Genomic DNA, 20,100 nt, shown 5'->3' with positions numbered 1-20,100 from the left:
ATACCACTTGATACATTGCAGCTGCAATATAGCGAATAATGATATATAAATATAAGGAGACCGACCCATGCAGAACGCAGTTATCGTCAGTGCCGTCCGAACGCCTCTGGGCAGTTTCGGCGGGACGTTGAGTACCCTGGGCGCCACGGATCTGGGAGGGATGGTAATCAAGGAAGCCATCACCCGGGCCGGCATTGAATCTTCCCGGGTGGACGAATGCATCATGGGCATGGTGCTGCCCTGCGGCTACGGCCAGAACCCGGCCAAGCAGGCCGTGGTCAAGGCCGGACTGCCCTGGGAAGTGGAAGCCATTACCGTGAACAAGGTGTGCGGATCATCTCTGAAAGCCGTGATGCTGGCGGCCCAGGCCATCCAGTGCAATGATGCGGAGGTGGTGGTGGCCGGCGGCATGGAGACCATGAGCATGGCCCCGTATTACATGGAAAAGGCCAGGTGGGGGCACCGCATGGGGCCCGGCCGTATCGAAGACCACATGATCCATGACGGGCTGTGGGACATTGTCAATGATTTCCACATGGGCATGTCCAATGAACTGTGTTCCGAGCGCTGGGAGGTATCCAGAGAGGACCAGGACCGGTATGCGGCGGAATCCTACCGCCGGGCCAATGAAGCCGTGGCTTCCGGACGGTTCAAAGATGAGATCATGCCTGTGAGCGTGCCCCGGCGCAAAGGGGACCCCATCATATTTGACACGGATGAGTGTCCCCAGGAAACCTCGTTTGAGCGGCTGTCCAACATGAAGCCAGCATTTAAAAAAGAGGGCAAAGGAACGGCCGGCAATGCATCCATTATTTCCGACGGTGCGTCTGCCGTGGTGGTCATGAGCGAGGAAAAAGCCAGGGAACTGGGATGCCCGGTCATGGCGAAGATCGGGGCCCAGGCCTCTTTTGGTATTGACATGAAATATGTGCTCATGGCCCCGATTTATGCCATTCCCAAAGTATTGAAAAAAGAAGGTATCAAGATTAATGATATCGATCTGTTCGAGATCAACGAGGCGTTTTCCGGATCTTCTGCCGGCATCAACAAGGTGCTGGAACTGGATCCGGCCATCGTGAACGTTAATGGCGGGTCCGTGGCCCTGGGCCATCCCATTGGTGCGTCCGGGACCCGGGTTTTGACCACGTTATTGTATGAAATGCAAAAACGCGATGTGCATCAGGGCCTGGCCTCTCTGTGCTTAGGCGGCGGTGAAGCCGTGGCCCTGGTGGTACATCGCTGACCCTTTTTGTCAACCCACATAATCAGGAGAAAATAGAATGGATATAAATACATTTGGTGTGATCGGTGCCGGCCAGATGGGCAACGGCATTGCCCAGGTGGCAGCGGCTGCCGGCCTGTCAGTGATCATGAGTGATATCAAGCAGGAATTTTGTGATAACGGCATGGCAACCATCACCAAAAATCTGGACCGGATGGTCAAAAAAGAAAAGATCAAAGACGCGGACAAAACCGCCATTCTGGGTCGGATTACCACCACCACGGATCTCAATGATATGGCCAAAGTGGATTTTCTGGTGGAAGCCGCTGTGGAGCGCGAAGATCTGAAGTTCAATATTTTCAAGGACCTGGACAGAATCTGTCCGGAACATGTGATTTTGTCCACCAACACCTCGTCCATTCCCATCGGCCGGATCGCAGCCCAGACCTCCCGGCCGGACAAGGTCATCGGCATGCATTTCATGAACCCCGTGCCCGTGATGAAGCTGGTGGAAGTGATCCGGAGCATTGCCACGTCCGATGAGACCTTTGACATCACCTGGAAACTGTCTGAGAAATTCGGCAAAACTCCTGCTGAAGCCAGTGATTATCCGGGGTTCATCGCCAACCGGATTTTGCTGCCCATGATCAATGAAGCCGTGTTCTGTCTGTACCAGGGCGTGGGCAAAGCAGAAGATATCGACACGGTGATGCGCTTAGGCATGAATCATCCCATGGGTCCTCTGGCTTTGGCGGACCTCATCGGTCTGGATACCTGCCTGGCCATCATGGAAACTTTGTACGACGGATTTAAAGATTCCAAATACCGGCCCTGCCCGTTGCTCAGAAAATATGTGGAAGTGGGCTGGCTGGGAAGAAAGACCGGCAAGGGCTTTTATGACTATCAATGATCAATTGTGTCATATTGTTCCAGGTAAAGAATTGTCCGCCCGGATCCGTGATTTGCAGATCCGGTTAAAAAACCAGGGCCTGGACGGGGCCCTGGTGATCCAGAAAGCCGATCTGTTTTACTACACGGGCACCACCCAGAACGGATGGCTGTATGTGCCGGAAGACGGGGATGCCGTATTCATGGTGTTTAAAAGTGTGGCGCGGGCCAAAGCGGAAGCCCGTTTGCCTGTGATCCCGGTGCTGAGTCCGAAAAAAATTCCGGACATTCTCTCGCAACAGGGCTTAGGGCTGCCTGAAACCCTGGGGCTGGAACTGGATGTGCTGCCGGCAGCCCAGTATCTGATGTTCAAAGAGATTTTCAATACATCGCATATCCAGGATGTGTCTTTTGAGATCCGGTCCCAGCGGGCCGTGAAATCCGAATTTGAAATTCAATGTATGCAGCGGGCAGGGCTGATGGCGGACCGGGTAGCGGAACAGGTCACACAACTGATCCGGCCCGGCATGCCGGAGATCGAACTGGCCGGGCTTCTGGAAGCTTATGCCAGAAAACTGGGCCACCAGGGATTGATCCGCATGCGGTTGTGGGACAATCATCTGTTTTACGGGCATATCATGTGCGGTGCGGCTGCGGCCGTGCCGGGCGCGTTTGCCTCTCCCACGGCCGGTGCCGGGCTCAATCCCAGTATCGGCCAGGGCCCGGGCCGGGATGTGATCCGGCCCAACGAACCCGTGCTGGTGGATTATGTGTTTTCCCTGGACGGATATCTGGCGGATCATACGCGGATTTTTTCTTTGGGACCGCTGCCCGATGACCTGCAAAAAGCCCATGAAGCCATGCTGACCATTCAGGAATCCGTTCGAACCGCAGCCGTGCCCGGGGCTGTGACAGGGGATTTGTATGATCAGATGATTGCCATGGCCGATGATCTGGGATATGGCGATTTTTTCATGGGCGCGTTCCATCCGAAAATCCGGTTTACCGCCCATGGATTGGGCATTGAACTGGATGAATTTCCCTTTATTGCCAAAGGGCAGACCCAGACCCTGGTACCGGGGATGACCCTGGCGTTGGAACCCAAGGTGGTGGTGCCGGGCAAAGGGGTGGTGGGAATTGAAAACACCTGGGTTGTCACGGATGCCGGGCTGGATCGCCTGACCCGGTTCCCGGATGCCGTGTGTGTGGTTTGAACCCGTTTTTTTACAGGTCTGCCAGAATTTTTCGGGCGGATTCGGCTCCCTTGAAATCCGATTGAAGCGATAACGCCGTTTCAAAGGCGTCTCTGGCATCATCGGTCCGCCCCTGTTCCAGGCGGGCCCGTCCCAGGTGATAGAAAAACACGGGGTTTGACGGGTCAATGTCAATGGCGGCCGTAAATTCCATGGCCGCGCTGTCAAACAAACTTTTTTTAAAATAAACCCATCCCAATGTATCCATGACAGCCGGTGCCTGCTGGGTTTGACGTCTGGCCTGCCGGGCCATATCCAGGGCCTGGTTCAGGTGAATCCCCTGTTCCGCATACAGGTAAGCAAGATTATTAAGCGCCGGGATGAGATCCGGATCGATTTCCAGGGCCGTCTTGTAATGGGTTTGTGCCAGATCGAATTGCCCTTTGTTTTCGTATAGCGTGCCGATCAGCGTATGGGCCGAAGCCTGATCCGGACGTTTTTCAATGAGGGCGGTATAGGTCTGAATCGCCTCTTGAAACCGCGCTTGGGCCGTGTATATTTTTCCCAGGCTCAGATAGGGGGTGACATATGAGGGATTTTTCAATATGGCCTGTTCATAGGTTGTGACGGCGTTTTCCAGCTGGTTGTCCGCCAGAAGGATGTTGGCTTTGAGATTGAGAATCACGGCGGCCACCATGGGATCCTCCCCTCTTGCGGCAAGATGTTCGTCACAGCGGGCAATCGCCTGTTCAAATTTTTCCTGCAGGGCATAAACGGTGATCAGACCGGAAAATACATCCATAAGATCCGGATCGATGTCTAAGGCCTGGTTCAGGTAAGTGATTGCCCGGTCATAATTTTTTTCAGACCGTTCCAGGATTCCCAGCCGATACAAAGCCACAGGGTTGTCCGGTGTGGATTGTATGAGCTGTTCAAAAACAGTTCGGGCCGCCGGAATGTCCTGGGTTTCCAGCAATGTGTTTCCCAGCAGGATACCGGCATGATAGTGGTTGGGCACTTGTTTGAGTACCTGTCCGGCATGGTCTTTTGCCAGCGAGATATCCCCCTCCTGGAAATGGATTTCTCCCAGAAGCAGGCGGGCCTGATACAGATAAGGGGCTTTTTCGATGGCCGTGGACAGCATGGCCTTGGCCTGGGCAAAATCATTTGCTTTTTTCAGAACGGACCCCAGCAGATAATGGGCTTGACCGGATTCCGGATCTTCCTGGATCATTTTCCGGAAAAGGGCGGCCGCAGCATCCAGTTCATTTGTTTCAGCCAGAATTTTTCCTTTCAGCATCCTGGCAGGGAAAAACCCCGGTCGTTGACTCAAAATTTCATCCACGATCTCCTGGGATCGACGCATATGATTCAAAGAAAAATAAAATTCCGCACATGCGGTCAACACCCCATGGTTCTCCGGTGCCAGGTCCATGGCTTGGCGGATATAAGCGGTGGCATCATCGATTCTGGACTGACGCACATACAAATCCGCCATTAACATATGCGCATTCAGGTTTTCAGGATCTTTTTTCAAAGCGGAAGCAAACTGATGTGCCGCTTTGTCAAGGTCGTTGCGTGCCAGGTAAAAGCTTCCCAGAAATGTATGGGGTTCCGGATCTGCAGGGGCTTGGTTGATGTAATCTTCAATGACGGATTCCGCTGCAGGTGTATCACCTCTGGAAAGATAAAAATCAAACAGGGTTTTATACACGCGTGCGGATTCAGGTTCCAGCTCCAGCGCGGTTTTCAAGCTGGTTTCCGCCGCCGTGAACTCGGACCTGGCCGCATAAATTCCAGCCAAAGCCAGGTATGCTTTGGGTTGCCGGGTATCGATCGCCAGTATTTTTTCATAAATATCGGCAATCTGATCCAGGTTTGCCGGGTCCCGGCTCAGAATTCCCGCTTTCAGATACAAGGCCGGAATATGGTCTGGCTGCTCAGCCAGTACCCGGTTTACCCGGGTTTCCGCTTCCTGGGTCTGCTGGGCCAGCAGATAAAAAGATGCCACCTGGGTCACAGTATCCAGGTTGTTAGGATCGATCTGCTCCAGGCGCAACAGACTGCTGAATCCCTGCTGGGTGTCTCCCGTTTTAAGATATGCCTGGGCCAGCATTTCCCATGCCCGGATAGATTCGGGGTCGATGTCTATGGCGTTTTTCAGCTGAATCACGGCGTTGCCGAATTCGCCTTTTTCAAGAAATGTCTGTCCCTGGGATAAAAATTGTTCCTTTTTTTCCGTATCTGAGGCACAGGCACACAGAAAAAAACAGACAGAAAAAAAGATACAGACCAAAACCGGTTGCGTGTGCGTATAATATTTTTTCATGCTGTCCTTGTAGCACAATCAGAAAAAAAGGAAAATAATTTATCTGCCGTATTTGTCGTTAAAGGATTTCCAGAAATTTTTGTCTTTTTCCTGCCAGCCCGATCCAAAGGATTTATCAAAAAACGGTTTGAGTTTGGAAAACCAGGCCCCATACCCCTGATTCCCCTGGATCCGGTTCCGGAGGACATCTGCCACATGGGTGGGCAGATTGGCCAGTTCATCTTTGGGAATATAGGCATCCGCCCCTTTTGTGATGGATTCCTTCAGATTTTCCGGTGTCAGGGCATGGGCCGTGAGCATCAAGGCGGGCAGGTTTTTTTCTTTGGCCAGCGTCAGGATGTCATAGCCCCTGACGCCCATAATATCCAGAATGGCCAGATCATAGATGGATTCATCCAGTTTTTTTCTGGCTGCCTCAAAAGAAACGGCCGTATCTAAGATACACATATCCATGAGTTCTTCAATGGTCTCTAATATGTCGGGTTCGTCATCCACCACCAGGATGCGGCGGTCTTTGATCAGGTCCTGGGTGGAGATGGTGTCCAGATCGAACTTCACGGTTGTGACCGGGCAGGGGGCCTTGAGGATCACGTACCGGGCCGTGGACCCCAAAATGGCTTTCTGTGCCCGGGATTTTTTCCGGATTCCCAGAAAAATCTGGTTGATCTCATTTTCTTCGGCAAATTTTACCAGATCTTCTCCAGCGGACATGCCCCGGACGCTCTGCTGGCAGTCACATTGGATATGGGCGTGCGCCAGAAGGCTTTTGGCGAAATTCAGGTTTTTCTCCGCTGTCTGGATATCCGCCTGTTTTTCCGAAGACCCCCCTTCCATGGAGGTGATCACATGCACAAAGGCGTTGTGGAACACTGCTGTGTCCCGTGCCAGGGCCAGGGCCAGACGTCCTTCTTCTCCGCCGTCATATCCCACCAGAATTTTCATGTTATGCTCCTAAACTGTTTTTTTTAAGTCTACATCCAGCGTTTGCGCCGTTTATAAGATTTTACATCTTTAAAGGATTTCCGTCCGCCCCCTTTGGTAATGCCCATATAAAATTCTTTGACATCCGGGTTGTTCTGCAGTTCTTTGGAGGGGCCTTCCAGCACGATTTTACCAGATTCCATGATATAGGCATAGTCGGAAACTGCCAGGGCCACCTTGGCGTTCTGCTCCACCACCAGGATGGTGGTGGACAGTTCTTTGTTGATGCGCTGGATATTGTCAAATATTTCTTTTACCAGCAGCGGGGCCAGGCCCAGAGAGGGTTCGTCCAGCATGAGCATCTTGGGAGCCGCCATCAGTGCCCTGGCAATGGCGATCATCTGCTGTTCGCCGCCGGAGCTGTATCCGGCCATACGGTTGGTGACATTGGAGAGCCGGGGGAAATGTTTGTACATGAGATCATTGTCTTTTTTGATGGCGGAAGCCCCGTCTTTCCGGGTAATGGAGCCCACAATGATATTCTCGCTCACGGTCAGGTGTTTGAACACCCGGCGGCCTTCAGGCACCATCACGGCTCCGAGTTTCACCACATCCGTGCCCATTTTATGGGTAGTGTCTGTGCCGTCAAAGGTGATATGGCCTTCCCTGATGGCCCCGTTCTCCGGTTTCAGGAGCCCGGAAATGGCCCGCAGGGTCGTGGTTTTGCCGGCCCCGTTGGTGCCCAGCAGCGCCACAATGCTGCCCTTGGGAACAGACAGACTCACCCCCCGCAGCACCTGGATGATGTCATTGTAGACCACTTCAATATTGTTGACTTCCAGCAGATTGGTTTCCATATGCGCTTTCTTTTGCTTGGGGTTGATCCTGCCAGAAACGCTCCCGTGTCCTGATTAAGCGTTTTGGCAGGATATGTTTTTTGTTTACCGGCCGGCCCGGACTTTCTGGATATACTGGGATTCAAAGGACTGGATTTTTTTGAATACCCCGTCCTGGGCGATGTAAATGTTCTGGACATCCACCCCGATCCGTTCGGTTTCCGAGTAGGTCACCGGCCCGGCAGCCACAAACGAGTTGAAATTCATTTTCTGCAACATTTTATACAGGTTTTCCCGGGTGACTTTCAGGTCGGCGGATTTGGCCATTTTAATGGCTTCCGTGGCAATCTGTGCCGCCAGAATTCCGGCACCATAGTTATGGGAGTTGGCAGCCTTGTCGTCCCGGTCATATCGTTTGGCCAGTTCCAGCTGTTTTTTGGCCCCTTCGTTGTTTTCCGAGGTCAGGTTGTAGGAATCGGCCCAGATGTATCCTTCCGTGGCCGTGCCGGCCAGAGCGATCAGATCCGACCCACCCGTATAGTGGGCCCCCAGGAAAGTGAGCTTGCCTTTTTCACCAAAAGAGCCGGCCGTGACTCCCAGTCTCTGGGCATCGGTGAGCATGGTGGCCACCGGAGTCTGAACGGTCTGACAGATCACATACTGTACCCCTTTGCTGACCAGGCGCTGGAGCATGGCCGTGTTATCCAGATCCGTGCCGTGTTCCACCACTTCAACGATTTCGATTTTCATGCCTTCGGCAATGGCTTTCTGGGTGTCCTCCAGAGGGCCTCTGCCGAAGGCGGAAGGATGAATAAAAAAAGCGACCTGGGGGATATTGTCTCCCTGATGGTTTTCCGTGATATATTCCGCCAGCCCCACGGCATTTTCCGAATACGTGGCCACAGGCATGAAGGTATAATTGGCATCCACAATCAGGCCTTCATGATAGGAGGCGGGAATCACCGGAATCTGCACTTCTTCAAAATCTCTTTTCAATGCCAGGTTGCCGCCCGTGGCGTAGCTTAAGAAAATCAGGATCCCGTCATCCAGAAATTCTTCAAAAAACCGCTTGGTGGTGTCATTTTTGTATTGGTCATCCCGGATGGGGCAGTCGATTTTGTCACCGTCTCCCAGATAATCGGTTTCATTGACAAATTTGAACCAGTCTTCCGCCCCTTTGGCATAGGGGTTTCCCGCATCGGATGTCGGGCCGGTGATGGCCAGTGACATCCCGAGTTTGTATGTTTTGCCGGCACTTGCCGGCAGGGTGAATGCTAACACGAACACAATAACCAAAAATGCGTTGAAAAATAATGTGGCCTTGCTTTTCATGGTACGTCCCTCCTTGAATTTGGGTGTTGACCTGCAATATGGTTAAAGCGGCGGCATGTTCCAAAACCGGTCAGTAGCGGAACGGCCACAGCTTGGTGTAGGATTTCACAATGCGCCACCAGTTGGCGATCCCCCGGGGCTCATACATCAGAAACAGCACAATGACCAGACCAAAACTCAACGGCTTCAAGGCCGTGGCCACATTCGGGGCAGAGGTCAGATACTGTCCCACAAATTCCGAAAACTGCTCGACCTGAATGTCTAAGAATTTGATGGCCACGGGTCCCCAGAAAATCCCGTTCAGCGTGCCTAAGCCCCCCACAATGGCCATGGCCAGATATCCGACAGACGCGTGCAGGGTAAAGGATTCAAACCCCACCCCCCGGTAGAGATAGGCATGCAGCGCCCCGGCCACACCCGCAAAAAATCCGGCCAGGGCAAAGGCATACACCTTGGTGAGCCCCGGGTTCATGCCCATGGCATCCGCGGCCCGGTCATTGTCTCTGACCGCCACCAGGCACCGGCCGTATTTGGTTTTCAGCAGGTTTCTGACCCCAAACCCCAGGATCACCACAATGGTCAGGATGATATAGTACCAGAACAGATAATGGTCGCTTCTGCCCACCTGGCCGGTGAGCCAGTGGGCCCGTCCCACATAGATGGTCTGACCCTGGTTGAAAAAGCTCATGAACTGGATGACCCATTCAAAAATCATCTGGAACGACAGGGTAGCAATGGCCAGGTACAGGTGCTTGAGCCGCAGGGCCGGCAGGCCCACGAACGCACCGAAAATGGCCCCCATGATGCCGGCACACACAATGAGCACGGGCCAGAAATGGGTGACGATGACATGGTTTTCCCCGATGACCTGACATACGGATGCCACGGTATAGGCCCCGATGCCCACGAACGCGGCATGACCGATGGAGATCAGCCCGGCAAATCCCAGCAAAAGGTTCAATCCCATGACCGCCACGATGGCGATCAGGATGTTGTCCAGCACCAGCATGTACTTGTTGCTGATTTCAAATACCAGGGGCCACCCGAACAGAATGACCAGAAAACAGGTGAAAATGGTCCGGTCCAGGTGGGTGAAAAAGGTTCGCTGCTCTTGTTTGTAGGAGGTGAAAAAGTTTCCTGTTGCTAACCACCGGTTCTGTGACATAGGCTACACCCGCTCGATTTCATGGATACCGAACAATCCATGGGGTTTGAAAAGAAGAATGATCAACAAAATAATATAGGGCATGACATCGCCGGTGCCGTTGAGCCCGAAATTACCGTCCAGGTATCCGGAGGCAAATTGCTGGATCAGACCCATGATGATGCCGGCCACCACGGCCCCTAAAATGGAATCCAGGCCCCCTAAGATCACCACGGGGAACACCACGATGCCGAAAGCATGCAGGGTTTCAAAATTCAACCCTGTGATGTTGCCGATAATGCACCCGGCCGCAGCCGCGGACAGCCCGGCCGTGGCCCAGGCCAGTGCGAACACCCGGGGCACGGAAATGCCCACGGACATGGCGCCGAACTGGTCGTCCGACACAGCCCGCATGGAGATCCCCACCGTGGATTTTTTAAAAAACCAGGAAAAGCACCCGATGAGCACAAAGGTGATGATCACCCCCACCAGCTGGGTCCAGGAAATGGATACCCCGCCCACGACAATGGATTCCGTGGGAAGAAATGTGGGGAATGAAAAATTCTCCGACCCGAAGGGGGTCAGGTAGATGAGCCCGTCAAAAATGGATGCCAGCCCGATGGTGACCATGATCACCGAGATGATGGGTTCTCCGATGAGCCGTCTTAAAAAGATTCTTTCCACACTCATGGCCAGAAAAAAGGTGATGAGCATGGAGGCCAGAAAGGAAAAAAAGATGGGCACTCCCAGCCGGACGGTGAGGAAAAAGGTGATAAACGCACCCGCAGCGATGATCTGGCCGTGGGCGAAATTGGCCACCCGGCTGGATTTGTAGACCAGTACCAGGCCCAGGGCGGCCAGGGCATAGATGGAGCCCACTACGATGCCACTGACTACAATTTGAAAAAAATAACTCATCACACTCCTTTCACCGTGTAAAATGCGATCCGGGTTTTAACCAGGGTCGACTGCCCGTCCTGGTATTGGAAGGACGCTTCGACCTCTTTTGTGTCCACTTTTTCATCATACAGGGCCTCATACAGGTTCTGATACCGCTCCTGTACAAATTTGCGCCGTATTTTGCCGGTTTTGGTCAACTCGCCGTCATCCACATCCAGCAGCTTGTACAGCAGGGCAAACCGCCTGATTTTAAAATGCGCTTTTTCCGCTCTGGAATTGACATCGATCACCTGTGCCATGATCAGGTCTGCCACCTCCTTTTTTTTGGACAGGTCCATGTAGGTGGTGTAGGAAAGGCCTCTGTCTTCGGCCCATTTTCCCACCACAATGGGATCGATGTTGATGAGGGCCGCCACAAAATCCTTTTTGTTGCCGAAAATCACGGCTTCTTTGATATAAGGACTGAACTTGAGGGCATTTTCCAGGAACATGGGAGAAAACATCTCTCCTTTGTTGTTGTGCATCACATCAGATACCCGGTCAATGACCACCAGGTGCCCGTTTTCATCTATGAATCCGGCATCGCCGGAATGCAGCCATCCGCCTTCCAGCAGTTCTTTGGATTTTTCCGGCAGTTCAAAGTATCCGGGGGATACGGAGGGGGATCGGGACAGGATCTCCCCGTCATCGGCAATTTTGCACTCCGTGCCCGGCAGGGGCTTGCCCACGGTTTCAGGCCGGATATCCCCGTCTCTGTGCATGTAGGCAATCCCCGTGATTTCGGTCTGGCCGTAAATCTGTTTGAGGTTGACCCCGATGGCCTGGTAAAAGGTGAACAGTTCCGGTCCCAGGGCGGCCCCGCCCGTATAGGCCCGCCGCAGGCGCAAAAGCCCGATCTGGTTCACCAGGGGCCGGAATATGAACTGTTTGCCCAGCCAGGCTTTGAACCGGAGCATCGCCGACATGGATTTCCCGGTCATGCGGTACCCGGCCGCCGTAATGCCGACCCGGATAAAATAGTTATACATCAGTTTGTTGAACCAGTAGGACTGGTCGATTTTCAGCCAGATCTCCGACCGGATGCCTTCATAGATCCTGGGGGCCCCGAACATGAAATGGGGGCCGATCTCTTTTAAATCCGACATGGCGGTTTCAACGGATTCCGGAAAATTGATGGTGATCCCCGTGGCCATGGCCACACCAAATGAGTTCATCTGTTCCCCGATCCAGGCAAAGGGCAGAAATGAGACATATTCATCCGTTTCTTCCAGGGGATCCACCTGGGTGATTCTAACCCCCATGTTGATATAGTTTTTATGGGTCATCATGGTGCCCTTGGGCAGCCCTGTGGTGCCAGAGGTCAGACACAAATGGCAGACATCTTCGGGTTTGCCCTGGTCCACCAGGGACTCGAACAGGTCCGGGTCTTTGGCATGGGCCGCATCTCCCATTTCAAACAGATCCCGGATATTGACGAACCAGTCATCGGACATGTAATCGCGCATGCCCCGGGGGTCTTCAAAAATGACTTTTTTGACATTGGGAATCTGGTCCCGGACCTCTTTGACTTTGTCCACCTGTTCCTGGTTGTCGCAGAACACGGCAGACACTTTCAGGTACTGGATGATCTGGGCGATCTCCGCCGGCATGGTGGTCTGGTAGATGCCGGCGGATATGGCACCGATGGCATGGCCGCCGATGGCAACAAACAAGAGTTCCGGGATATTGTCCGAGATAATGGCAATGGTATCTCCCTTGCCCAGGCCCATGGCCCGCAGCCCCATGCCGGTTTTCCGCACATAATCATAATATTCTTCCCAGGTATAGGCATTCCAGATGCCGTAATCTTTTTCCCGGAGAGCTGTGCGTTTGGGAGATTCAGCCACCCGCCACCGCAGCAGCTGGGGGATGGAGAAATTCAGCAGGTGTTCATTGTTACTCATGGTGATCAGTCCTCCCCGATATAGGCATCAATGACTTTGGAATTGTTGGCAACCTCGTCCGGGGTGCCGGATCCGATCACCTGTCCGAAATCCAGCACATAGATCCGGTCGGAAATGTCCATGACCACCCCGAGATCATGTTCCACCAGCACCACGGTGACGTTGCGTTCTTTCTGGATATCCATGACAAACCGGACAATGTCTTCTTTTTCCTGAATGTTCATGCCGGCCATGGGTTCGTCCAGCAGCAGTATTTCAGGATCCAGGGTCAGGGCCCGGGCCACCTCCACTTTTTTCTGGATCCCGTAGCTCAGGTTGCCCACTTGGTTTTTGCGGTAGGGTTCCAGCTCCATGAAATCGATGATATCTTCCACAAATTTTCTGTTTTCCGCTTCCACCCGGGAGGCTTTGCCGAAAAAAACAGCCGCATGAAAAAGGGAATAGGTCAGGTTCTGGTGCCGGGCCAAAAGCAGATTGTCCAGCACGGACAACCCTGAAAACAGCTCCAGGTTCTGGAAGGCCCGGGCAATTCCCATGGTGGAGACCTGGTGGGGGGAGGCATGGCTCAGGTCTTTATCCTTATAAATGATTTTCCCTTTTGTGGGGTGATAAAATCCGGAGATGCAGTTGAGCATGCTGGTTTTACCCGCCCCGTTGGGCCCGATGATGGAGGTGATCAGTCCGGGCTCAATGGTCATGTCCACATGGGACAATGCCTTGAGCCCGCCAAAAGAAAGAGTCACGTCTGAAATGTTTAATTGGGCCATAAAGTATCCAAATGCTGTGGGTTATTGGAAAAAAGCCTTTTTCACATACATATACAGGTTAGGGTTTATGAGAACTCCTGTTTTATTTTTTCCCGGTCAATGGTGCCGTTGTCGGTTTTGGGAAGGTCGGGAATGAACTGCACATACCGGGGTTTTTTGTAACCCGCGATCACGGATCCCGTGAACCGGATCAACGCATCCGCCGTCAATGTCCGGTCCGGATGCAGGCAGCAGACCGCTTTGATGCCTTCGCCGAACTCAGGATCCGGCACCCCGAATACACACACTTCTTTGACGGCGTCATGCTGCATGATGGCCTGTTCCACTTCTGCGGGAAACACGTTTTCACCCCCCGGCTTGATCAGTTCCTTTTCCGCTTTTCTGCCTTTGAAATGCAGAAATCCGTCCGCATCGATCATCCCCAGATCGCCGGTATGGTGCCACCCGTTCCTGAAGGTGTGGGCGGTCAAATCCGGGGCATTCCAGTAGCCCTGGAACACCAGCGGGCCTTTGACCAGAATTTCTCCGGTTTCACCCATGGGCTGTTCCCGGTCCAGGTCGTCGGCTATTTTAATATCCACCAGCGGCGAAATGGCACCGGCGGATCCGGGCCGTTTAAAATAAGGGGCAAACGTGATCAATCCTGCGGTTTCCGTCTGGCCGTACATGGTCCAGAAGGGGGTATGGGTCGCAGCTTCCCATCGTTTGACCGTGTCGGGGGCATCCAGGCCGGCTGCGATCTCAAGACCGGTCAGATCATAGGAATCCGTGTCCATGACGTCCAGCAGTCGGGTCAATATGGGCGGGAAAGAGCCGAAATGCGTCACTTTGAGATCCTGGACAGCCGTGAGGGTGTCCACGGGATCAAATTTTTCCAGAATCACGTTTTTTCCGCCGGCCTGAAGCGTGGCCAGCGCCATGTTCACCCCCATGATGTGAAACAAAGGCAGAATATTGGCCAGGCAGGACGAACGTGTCAGGCCGTAATAATGAATCATCTGCATGTTGGACAGTAAGATGTTTGTCTGGCTCAGCACCGCCCCTCTGGGTCTGCCCTGGACTGCGGCCGTGTGGATGATGATATACGGGTCATTATCAGAATCAGATACGGGTACGGGCGAAAAATCGTCCGGGGCCTGATACCACGAGGACAGGGTTTCATCAGGGCCTTCCACCACCCGGTACTGGTCCAGAAACGGGTACCGGGAAACCAGGCGGGATCCAAGGGGTGCCATATCGTTGTCGCAGATGAGAATTTGAGGGGTTGTGTCTTCAACAATGTGTTGAATTTCTGTGTCGGACAAGCGCCGGTTGATCAAAACCAGCGTCAGGTTCAGCGCGGATGCGGCCCCGAAAAGATGGAAAAAAACCGGATGGTTCCGGCTCAGCAACGCTACCCGGGTTCCAGGAGACAGAAAGGACAGCCCTGTTGCCAGGCGGATGGTCTGATCAAACAGATCGGCATGGCTGATGGGCTGACCTTGCCATATCAGGGCGGGATCATGTTTCAAAAGCCGGGCGTTTTTTTCGTAAATGTCGAAAAAGCGTAACTGGTGTGGCTGGTTCATGTATCCCCCCCTGGAAAAAGCGTTTGCCAATACTTGTTCTGTCTGGTACGAAAAGCTGCTAAAAGTCAGTTCAAATGTCCGGGTTCAATTCAGAACGAGCGCTCAGTCTCGCTACAACTTTAGTTGTAATTCAATTGGTTCCCGTTTGTCAAAGGGTTTTTTCAACTTTTTTTCTTACAGGAAAAACAGGCGGTAAAAGTGGAATATCCGGAATTCAGGCAATCGGATATATCCTTGCAGAAACGGCACTGAGAAATGTTTCCCGGGCAGATCTCATTGTATGGTTCCTGCAGAAATCGGCACCGGCTGGATGCCATATGAATGGAAAATCCCAGCCGGTCGCCAAACAGTTTGATGCGTAAAAGATCCACTCCTTTGCCCCCGGCATTAAAATCGTACGGCGTTTTGGTGGAATAATCCGCAGTCTTCTGAATTGAAAAAAAACCTTCAAAAATGCGTTTCTGGTCCTGGGTTTCGATACCGACCCCGAAATCATGGACGGTAAAGACGATGTTGTCTTCTTTGTGCTGCATCGAAATTTCGATGCGGCCCTGGTCCGGGGTGTTTTCAATGCTGTTTTTGATCAATCCGGTCACAGTTTTTTCAAAAACATCCACGGGCAGGCAAAGGTCGGGCAGATTGTCCTGGATATTTAAAACAATGTCCAGATCCCTGAATGCGAACAAGGGTTTTAACCTGTCAAACACATGGTCAAACGCGGCGTTCATATGAATTGTGTGGATGTTTGATGCCGGTGAACTGAACTCTTTTTCAATGACCGCCGTGACGACTTCCATGGGATCTTCTTCATCCAGATGCTGCTCAATCAAGGTGGCCAGCTCGTCTTTGCAGGTTTGCACCATCACCTGGAGCATGTCTTTGGCCCCATAGGTTTTTTTGTCCATGATATCAGCGGTTTCTTCCTGAATCTGTACGATGCGGTTCAGGTTCCGCTGGATGCGATCCAGGGTGGATGCGGCCTTGATCCGGGGCAGTTCAGACAGTTTTTTCTTCAGAATCTGCAATGACCCGGTGAGCACGGCCACCGGGGTTTTCAATTCATGGGACAGATGGTTGATGGCCTTGTCTTTGGCCCGGTTCATGGACGCCACATCCAGGTATGCTTCTTTCAGGGCCTGGGCAAACCGGGCGTTTTCAATGGAGATCCCCACGGTACCGGCGATCAGGGTCATCAATTCCAGGTCATTGTCGTCAAACACGTTCTGTTTTTTATTGATGGCACATAAAATTCCAGTGATGCGGCTGTCGCTTCGAATGGGAACGCACATAATGCTTTTTGTCTTGTATCCCATTTTCCGGTCGCGTTCCGGATACAGGTCCTTTGACCGGTCCGCCTGGTTGTTCACGGCGGGTTTGCCGGTTTTCAGCACTTTTCCGGCCAGCACTTCATCCAGGGCAAACCGGATTTTTCTGGCCCGCTGTTCCGTGTCCGAGTCATCATAGGAGGCGCCGACAAAAAACAGATCATTTTTGATTTCATCGTACAAAAGAACCACGGCCCCTTCCGTGTGAAGCAGCCCCTTGATCTCTTTGGTGATGTAATCCATGAGATCCTCGAGCTCCGGATATTCGGGCAGGGCCGCGCTGATGCGCATAATCGTCCGGTTGTTGGCGGCCAGCCGGTTTTCTTTTGTGATATCCCGTAAAATCACGAAATGCTCTCCGGACCGGTCCGGGGACCAGGTACAGGAGGCGGCCCAGATCACCACATCCAGTGTTCGGCCGTCTTTGGTGAGCCGTTTGGTTTCATACCGCGTAATCCGCTGGTCCTGCCTGAACCGGTCCAGCATCCGGCCGGTTTCCTGTTTCAGGTGATCGGGCACAAACTCCAGTGGCCGGCCTTTGATCTCTTTCAACGCCCAGCCGAACACACTGGAAAACGCCGGGTTCACATAGGTGACATGCCCGTTGACATCGTAAAGAATAATGGGGTAGGGGATGAATTCCAGCACCTGGTGATAGGTCTGGTAAAGCTCATATACTTCCTGTTCCCTGGCTTTTTCTGTGGTGACGTCCTGGAGGGTTTCCACGGCTCCGGCGATGTGGCCGTTGTCGTCAAACACCCCGGCTGCCGAGAAAAACAGCCATTTTCCGGCCGGCGGCAAGTCCGGAAAAAAATCGGTGGCCGCAAAAACCGATTCGTTGGCCAGTGCTTTTTTGTATTTGGGACCGTACAAGGCAAGGATCTGGTCCGCCGGGGCGTTGTCAATGATCAAATCCGCCATGACCGGCCGTTTTTTGGCATAAAATGCTTTCCACTGCAGACTAGTGCCGATCATGTCTTTGGCATCAAATCCGCTCAATTGCTCCAGGGCCTGGTTGAAATGGCTGATTTTGTGCTGACGGTCAATGACGAAAATCGGGATCGGGGCTTTGTATATGATATTTCGCAGCAGCCGGTTTTCTTCTTCCAGTGCCTGGATTTTTTCTTCAAGTCCGGCCGTATGAACATCACGATCCGTCATAAAAACTCCAAAAGGCTTTACAAGATTCACGTATCTTCGTATAACGTTCGGGTGATGCGTTGTTGCCACTATATAAAATCATTGAATCAAATTGCAAGGATTTTAAGAGGTGATGAACAAGATACCTGACTCCAACATCAAAACCGAGATTCTCATTCATGATCTCAAGGTGCCGATATCTGTGATCAATGCCGGGGCCCGGTCGCTGCTGGACCGCCAGGACACGTATGGGCCTTTGACGGAAAAGCAGATTAAAGTGCTGAACCGGATTGTCCGGAATACCCTGGCCACCCAGCGGCTGGTGAATGACGTGCTGGAGCTCGGACGGTCCAGGGAAGGGGTTATGGTCTGTTCTCAGTTTTCCGTGGCAGCGCTGGTGGCCGGTGTTTTAGTGGAAGTGTTTGACCTGGCCGACCCCAATGTGGCGGATGCCGTCAGAAAGGCCGGCTCGTATTCGCACCTGCAGCAGGTGATTGCCGACGCCGGCGTGACCCTGGAATTTCAGAAAGAGACCTGGAGGGCCCGGGTGTGTCTGGATGCAGCCAAAGTCCGGCAGATCCTGCGGAACCTGGTGACCAATGCGTTCAAGCATCGGACCGCACGGGTGGATATCCGGGGTGTGATCGCGGACGGTTGCCTGACCTTGTGGGTGAAAGACGATGGCCGGGGGATTCCCCATGCCGACCATCAGCGGATTTTTAATACCTATTTCACCACGGGCGGGTCCATTGAAGACGCCATTGAAAGCCATGGTCTGGGCCTGGCCGGGGTCATGGTCCTGCTCAAGGATATGGGAGGACAGATGATGCTGACATCCGATGCCGGTCGTGGGGCGGAATTCAGGGTGTCTATTCCCCTTTCCTGATTTTTTTCAGCCAATCCGGTCCGAACAGTCGGTCAAATACGGGCCGGACAAACGTGAACCACCCGGTGTGGGCCTGCCGCCCCTGTGCCCGGGCGGTCAGAACATCCGCCAGAAACACGCCGATATCCACCATTTTTTCTTTGGGAATATAGGCATCGGCTCCTTTCTCCAGCGCGGTTTTCAGATTTTCAGGGGTCAACGCATGGGCCGTGAGCATCAGGGTGGGCAGATTCAGACGGCGGGTGATATCCAGAAGCCGGAACCCATCCACCCCCATGATATCCAAAACGGCCGCATCATAGGTGGTGGCGGCCAGTCTGGCTGCGGCCGCATCATACGTCTTCGCCGTATCCACCCGGCACATGTGCAGCAGCTCTGTGATGGTTTCCAGGATATCGGGTTCATCATCCACCACCAAAACCTGTTTGTTTTCAAGTATCTCAAGCTCGTTGATCATGGTCGTCCTTTTTTTAAACGGTCGGATTCACGGGTCTGTCTAATGGTTTCACTGGGTATTATGACAAAAATATGCTTGACAAAGCAATTGTGAAACGGTCTTATACCAAAATATTTATTTTTTAATTGTTTGCACCCATGCTTGGGGGTGTCAGAAGGAGGAATATGGAAATTGCAGTCACCCGGGTCGGTCAGGCCGGAACCCGGCCAAAGGATGAAGACCTGGGATTCGGTACGGCGTTCACGGATCATATGTTTGTGATGGATTATTCAACGGACAAAGGGTGGCATGACCCGCGCATCGAGCCGTTTGCCCCGGTCACTTTGTCACCGGCGGCCATGGTGTTTCATTATGGTCAGGCCATTTTCGAAGGACTTAAAGCCTACAAGACCCCGGAAAAGAAAGTCCAGCTGTTCCGGGCCAGGGACAATTTTGACCGCCTGAACCGGTCGGCCCGGGGCCTGTGTATCCCGGAAGTGGATATCGACTTTGTCATGGATGCGTTGAAACAGCTGCTGAAGCTGGAAAAAGACTGGATCCCGGAAACATTGGGCACCTCCCTGTACATCCGGCCGTTTATCATTGCCACGGATCCGTTTCTGGGCGTGAGATCCTCGTTCACGTTCAAATTTTTTATTATTTTATGTTCCGTGGGCGCGTATTACGCCGGCGGGCTGGCCCCGGTAAAAATCTGGGTGTCCAAAGATCATGTCAGGGCCGTTCCCGGCGGGGTAGGGGAATTCAAGACCGCAGGCAATTATGCGGCCAGCCTCAATGCCGGAGAAATTGCCAAAAAACAGGGGTATGCCCAGGTGTTGTGGCTGGATGCGCTGGAAAGAAAATATGTGGAGGAAGTGGGGGCCATGAACATCTTTTTTGTGATCGATGATGAACTGGTGACCCCCAATCTCACGGGCAGTATCCTGCCCGGGATCACCCGGTTTTCAGTGATCGATTTGGCGAAAAAATGGGGCATGCCCGTGTCGGAACGGAAAATCAGCATGGACGAGGTGCTGGATGCCCATGCTTCGGGCCGCCTGAAAGAAGTGTTCGGCTCCGGCACGGCGGCTGTGATTTCGCCCGTGGGCGAAATCTGTTATGGAGACCGGGTGCTTCACATCGGTGACGGCAACCCGGGACCTGTTGCCATGAAATTTTACCAGGCATTGACATCCATCCAGTATGGAACGGCAAAAGACACGGAAAACTGGATCGAACCGGTGGTTTAGACAGAATCCCTGGATTTTTA

The 20,100-nt window shown here is 52.9% G+C and carries 16 protein-coding genes; 5 read left to right on the top strand and 11 right to left on the bottom strand.

The features are described from left to right. Positions 1 to 67: 67 nt before the first annotated feature. From DPO_RS11280 to DPO_RS11270, 3 genes are read left to right on the top strand one after another with little or no spacing between them, the layout of a single operon-like run. Positions 68 to 1,243, top strand: a complete 1,176-nt coding sequence (locus DPO_RS11280; protein ID WP_006966046.1) for an acetyl-CoA C-acetyltransferase — start codon at positions 68 to 70, stop codon at positions 1,241 to 1,243. A 37-nt stretch (positions 1,244 to 1,280) separates the two neighbouring features. Next, positions 1,281 to 2,132, top strand: a complete 852-nt coding sequence (locus tag DPO_RS11275; protein WP_006966045.1) for a 3-hydroxybutyryl-CoA dehydrogenase — start codon at positions 1,281 to 1,283, stop codon at positions 2,130 to 2,132. Then, positions 2,119 to 3,324: a M24 family metallopeptidase gene (locus DPO_RS11270; protein ID WP_006966044.1), complete on the top strand. Its 1,206-nt coding sequence runs from the start codon at positions 2,119 to 2,121 to the stop codon at positions 3,322 to 3,324. The genes DPO_RS11275 and DPO_RS11270 overlap by 14 nt, the downstream gene beginning before the upstream one ends. Before the next feature lie 10 nt (positions 3,325 to 3,334). Here DPO_RS11270 and DPO_RS11265 read toward each other — a convergent pair whose 3' ends face one another. The 10 genes from DPO_RS11265 to DPO_RS11220 all read right to left on the bottom strand — a co-directional run bounded on the left by DPO_RS11265 (position 3,335) and on the right by DPO_RS11220 (position 17,529). Continuing rightward, positions 3,335 to 5,632, bottom strand: a complete 2,298-nt coding sequence (locus DPO_RS11265) for a tetratricopeptide repeat protein (protein WP_006966043.1) — start codon at positions 5,630 to 5,632, stop codon at positions 3,335 to 3,337. A gap of 39 nt (positions 5,633 to 5,671) precedes the next feature. Beyond that, positions 5,672 to 6,574, bottom strand: coding sequence for a universal stress protein (locus DPO_RS23920; protein WP_006966042.1), 903 nt, complete (start codon positions 6,572 to 6,574; stop codon positions 5,672 to 5,674). Positions 6,575 to 6,603: 29 nt separating this feature from the next. Then, positions 6,604 to 7,410 carry an ABC transporter ATP-binding protein gene (locus DPO_RS11255; protein WP_006966041.1) on the bottom strand — a complete coding sequence of 269 codons (807 nt, stop codon included), beginning with the start codon at positions 7,408 to 7,410 and terminating at the stop codon, positions 6,604 to 6,606. Positions 7,411 to 7,494: 84 nt separating this feature from the next. After that, positions 7,495 to 8,721, bottom strand: a complete 1,227-nt coding sequence (locus DPO_RS11250; RefSeq protein WP_006966040.1) for an ABC transporter substrate-binding protein — start codon at positions 8,719 to 8,721, stop codon at positions 7,495 to 7,497. Positions 8,722 to 8,791: 70 nt separating this feature from the next. Then, on the bottom strand, positions 8,792 to 9,886 hold the full coding sequence (locus DPO_RS11245) for a branched-chain amino acid ABC transporter permease (protein ID WP_006966039.1): 1,095 nt from the start codon (positions 9,884 to 9,886) through the stop codon (positions 8,792 to 8,794). A 3-nt stretch (positions 9,887 to 9,889) separates the two neighbouring features. Further along, positions 9,890 to 10,783: a branched-chain amino acid ABC transporter permease gene (locus DPO_RS11240; RefSeq protein ID WP_006966038.1), complete on the bottom strand. Its 894-nt coding sequence runs from the start codon at positions 10,781 to 10,783 to the stop codon at positions 9,890 to 9,892. After that, on the bottom strand, positions 10,783 to 12,708 hold the full coding sequence (locus DPO_RS11235) for an AMP-binding protein (RefSeq protein ID WP_006966037.1): 1,926 nt from the start codon (positions 12,706 to 12,708) through the stop codon (positions 10,783 to 10,785). Before DPO_RS11235 ends, DPO_RS11240 begins: the two co-directional genes overlap by 1 nt. 5 nt (positions 12,709 to 12,713) lie before the next feature. Then, a complete protein-coding gene (locus tag DPO_RS11230) occupies positions 12,714 to 13,475 on the bottom strand; it encodes an ABC transporter ATP-binding protein (RefSeq protein WP_006966036.1) in 762 nt (253 codons plus the stop codon). Between the two features lie 65 nt (positions 13,476 to 13,540). Then, positions 13,541 to 15,043: an AMP-binding protein gene (locus DPO_RS11225; protein ID WP_006966035.1), complete on the bottom strand. Its 1,503-nt coding sequence runs from the start codon at positions 15,041 to 15,043 to the stop codon at positions 13,541 to 13,543. Between the two features lie 161 nt (positions 15,044 to 15,204). Continuing rightward, positions 15,205 to 17,529: a sensor histidine kinase gene (locus tag DPO_RS11220; protein WP_006966034.1), complete on the bottom strand. Its 2,325-nt coding sequence runs from the start codon at positions 17,527 to 17,529 to the stop codon at positions 15,205 to 15,207. 112 nt (positions 17,530 to 17,641) lie between these two features. Here DPO_RS11220 and DPO_RS11215 point away from each other — a divergent pair, with 112 nt between their 5' ends. Further along, a complete protein-coding gene (locus DPO_RS11215; protein WP_006966033.1) occupies positions 17,642 to 18,394 on the top strand; it encodes a sensor histidine kinase in 753 nt (250 codons plus the stop codon). On the opposite strand, the gene DPO_RS11210 is transcribed toward DPO_RS11215, so the two are convergent. After that, positions 18,378 to 18,851, bottom strand: coding sequence for a response regulator transcription factor (locus tag DPO_RS11210; protein WP_006966032.1), 474 nt, complete (start codon positions 18,849 to 18,851; stop codon positions 18,378 to 18,380). The two genes, DPO_RS11215 and DPO_RS11210, sit on opposite strands and share 17 nt — an antisense overlap. A gap of 164 nt (positions 18,852 to 19,015) precedes the next feature. On the opposite strand from DPO_RS11210, the gene DPO_RS11205 reads away from it, so the two are divergent. Continuing rightward, the gene (locus tag DPO_RS11205) at positions 19,016 to 20,080 is read left to right on the top strand and encodes a branched-chain amino acid aminotransferase (RefSeq protein ID WP_006966030.1); all 1,065 of its coding nucleotides are present in this window, start codon (positions 19,016 to 19,018) and stop codon (positions 20,078 to 20,080) included. The last annotated feature ends 20 nt before the right edge of the window (positions 20,081 to 20,100 follow it).

Origin of the sequence: Desulfotignum phosphitoxidans DSM 13687 (genome assembly GCF_000350545.1) — a bacterium.
GTDB lineage: Bacteria > Desulfobacterota > Desulfobacteria > Desulfobacterales > Desulfobacteraceae > Desulfotignum > Desulfotignum phosphitoxidans.
This window is presented reverse-complemented; position numbering and strand designations above follow the sequence as displayed.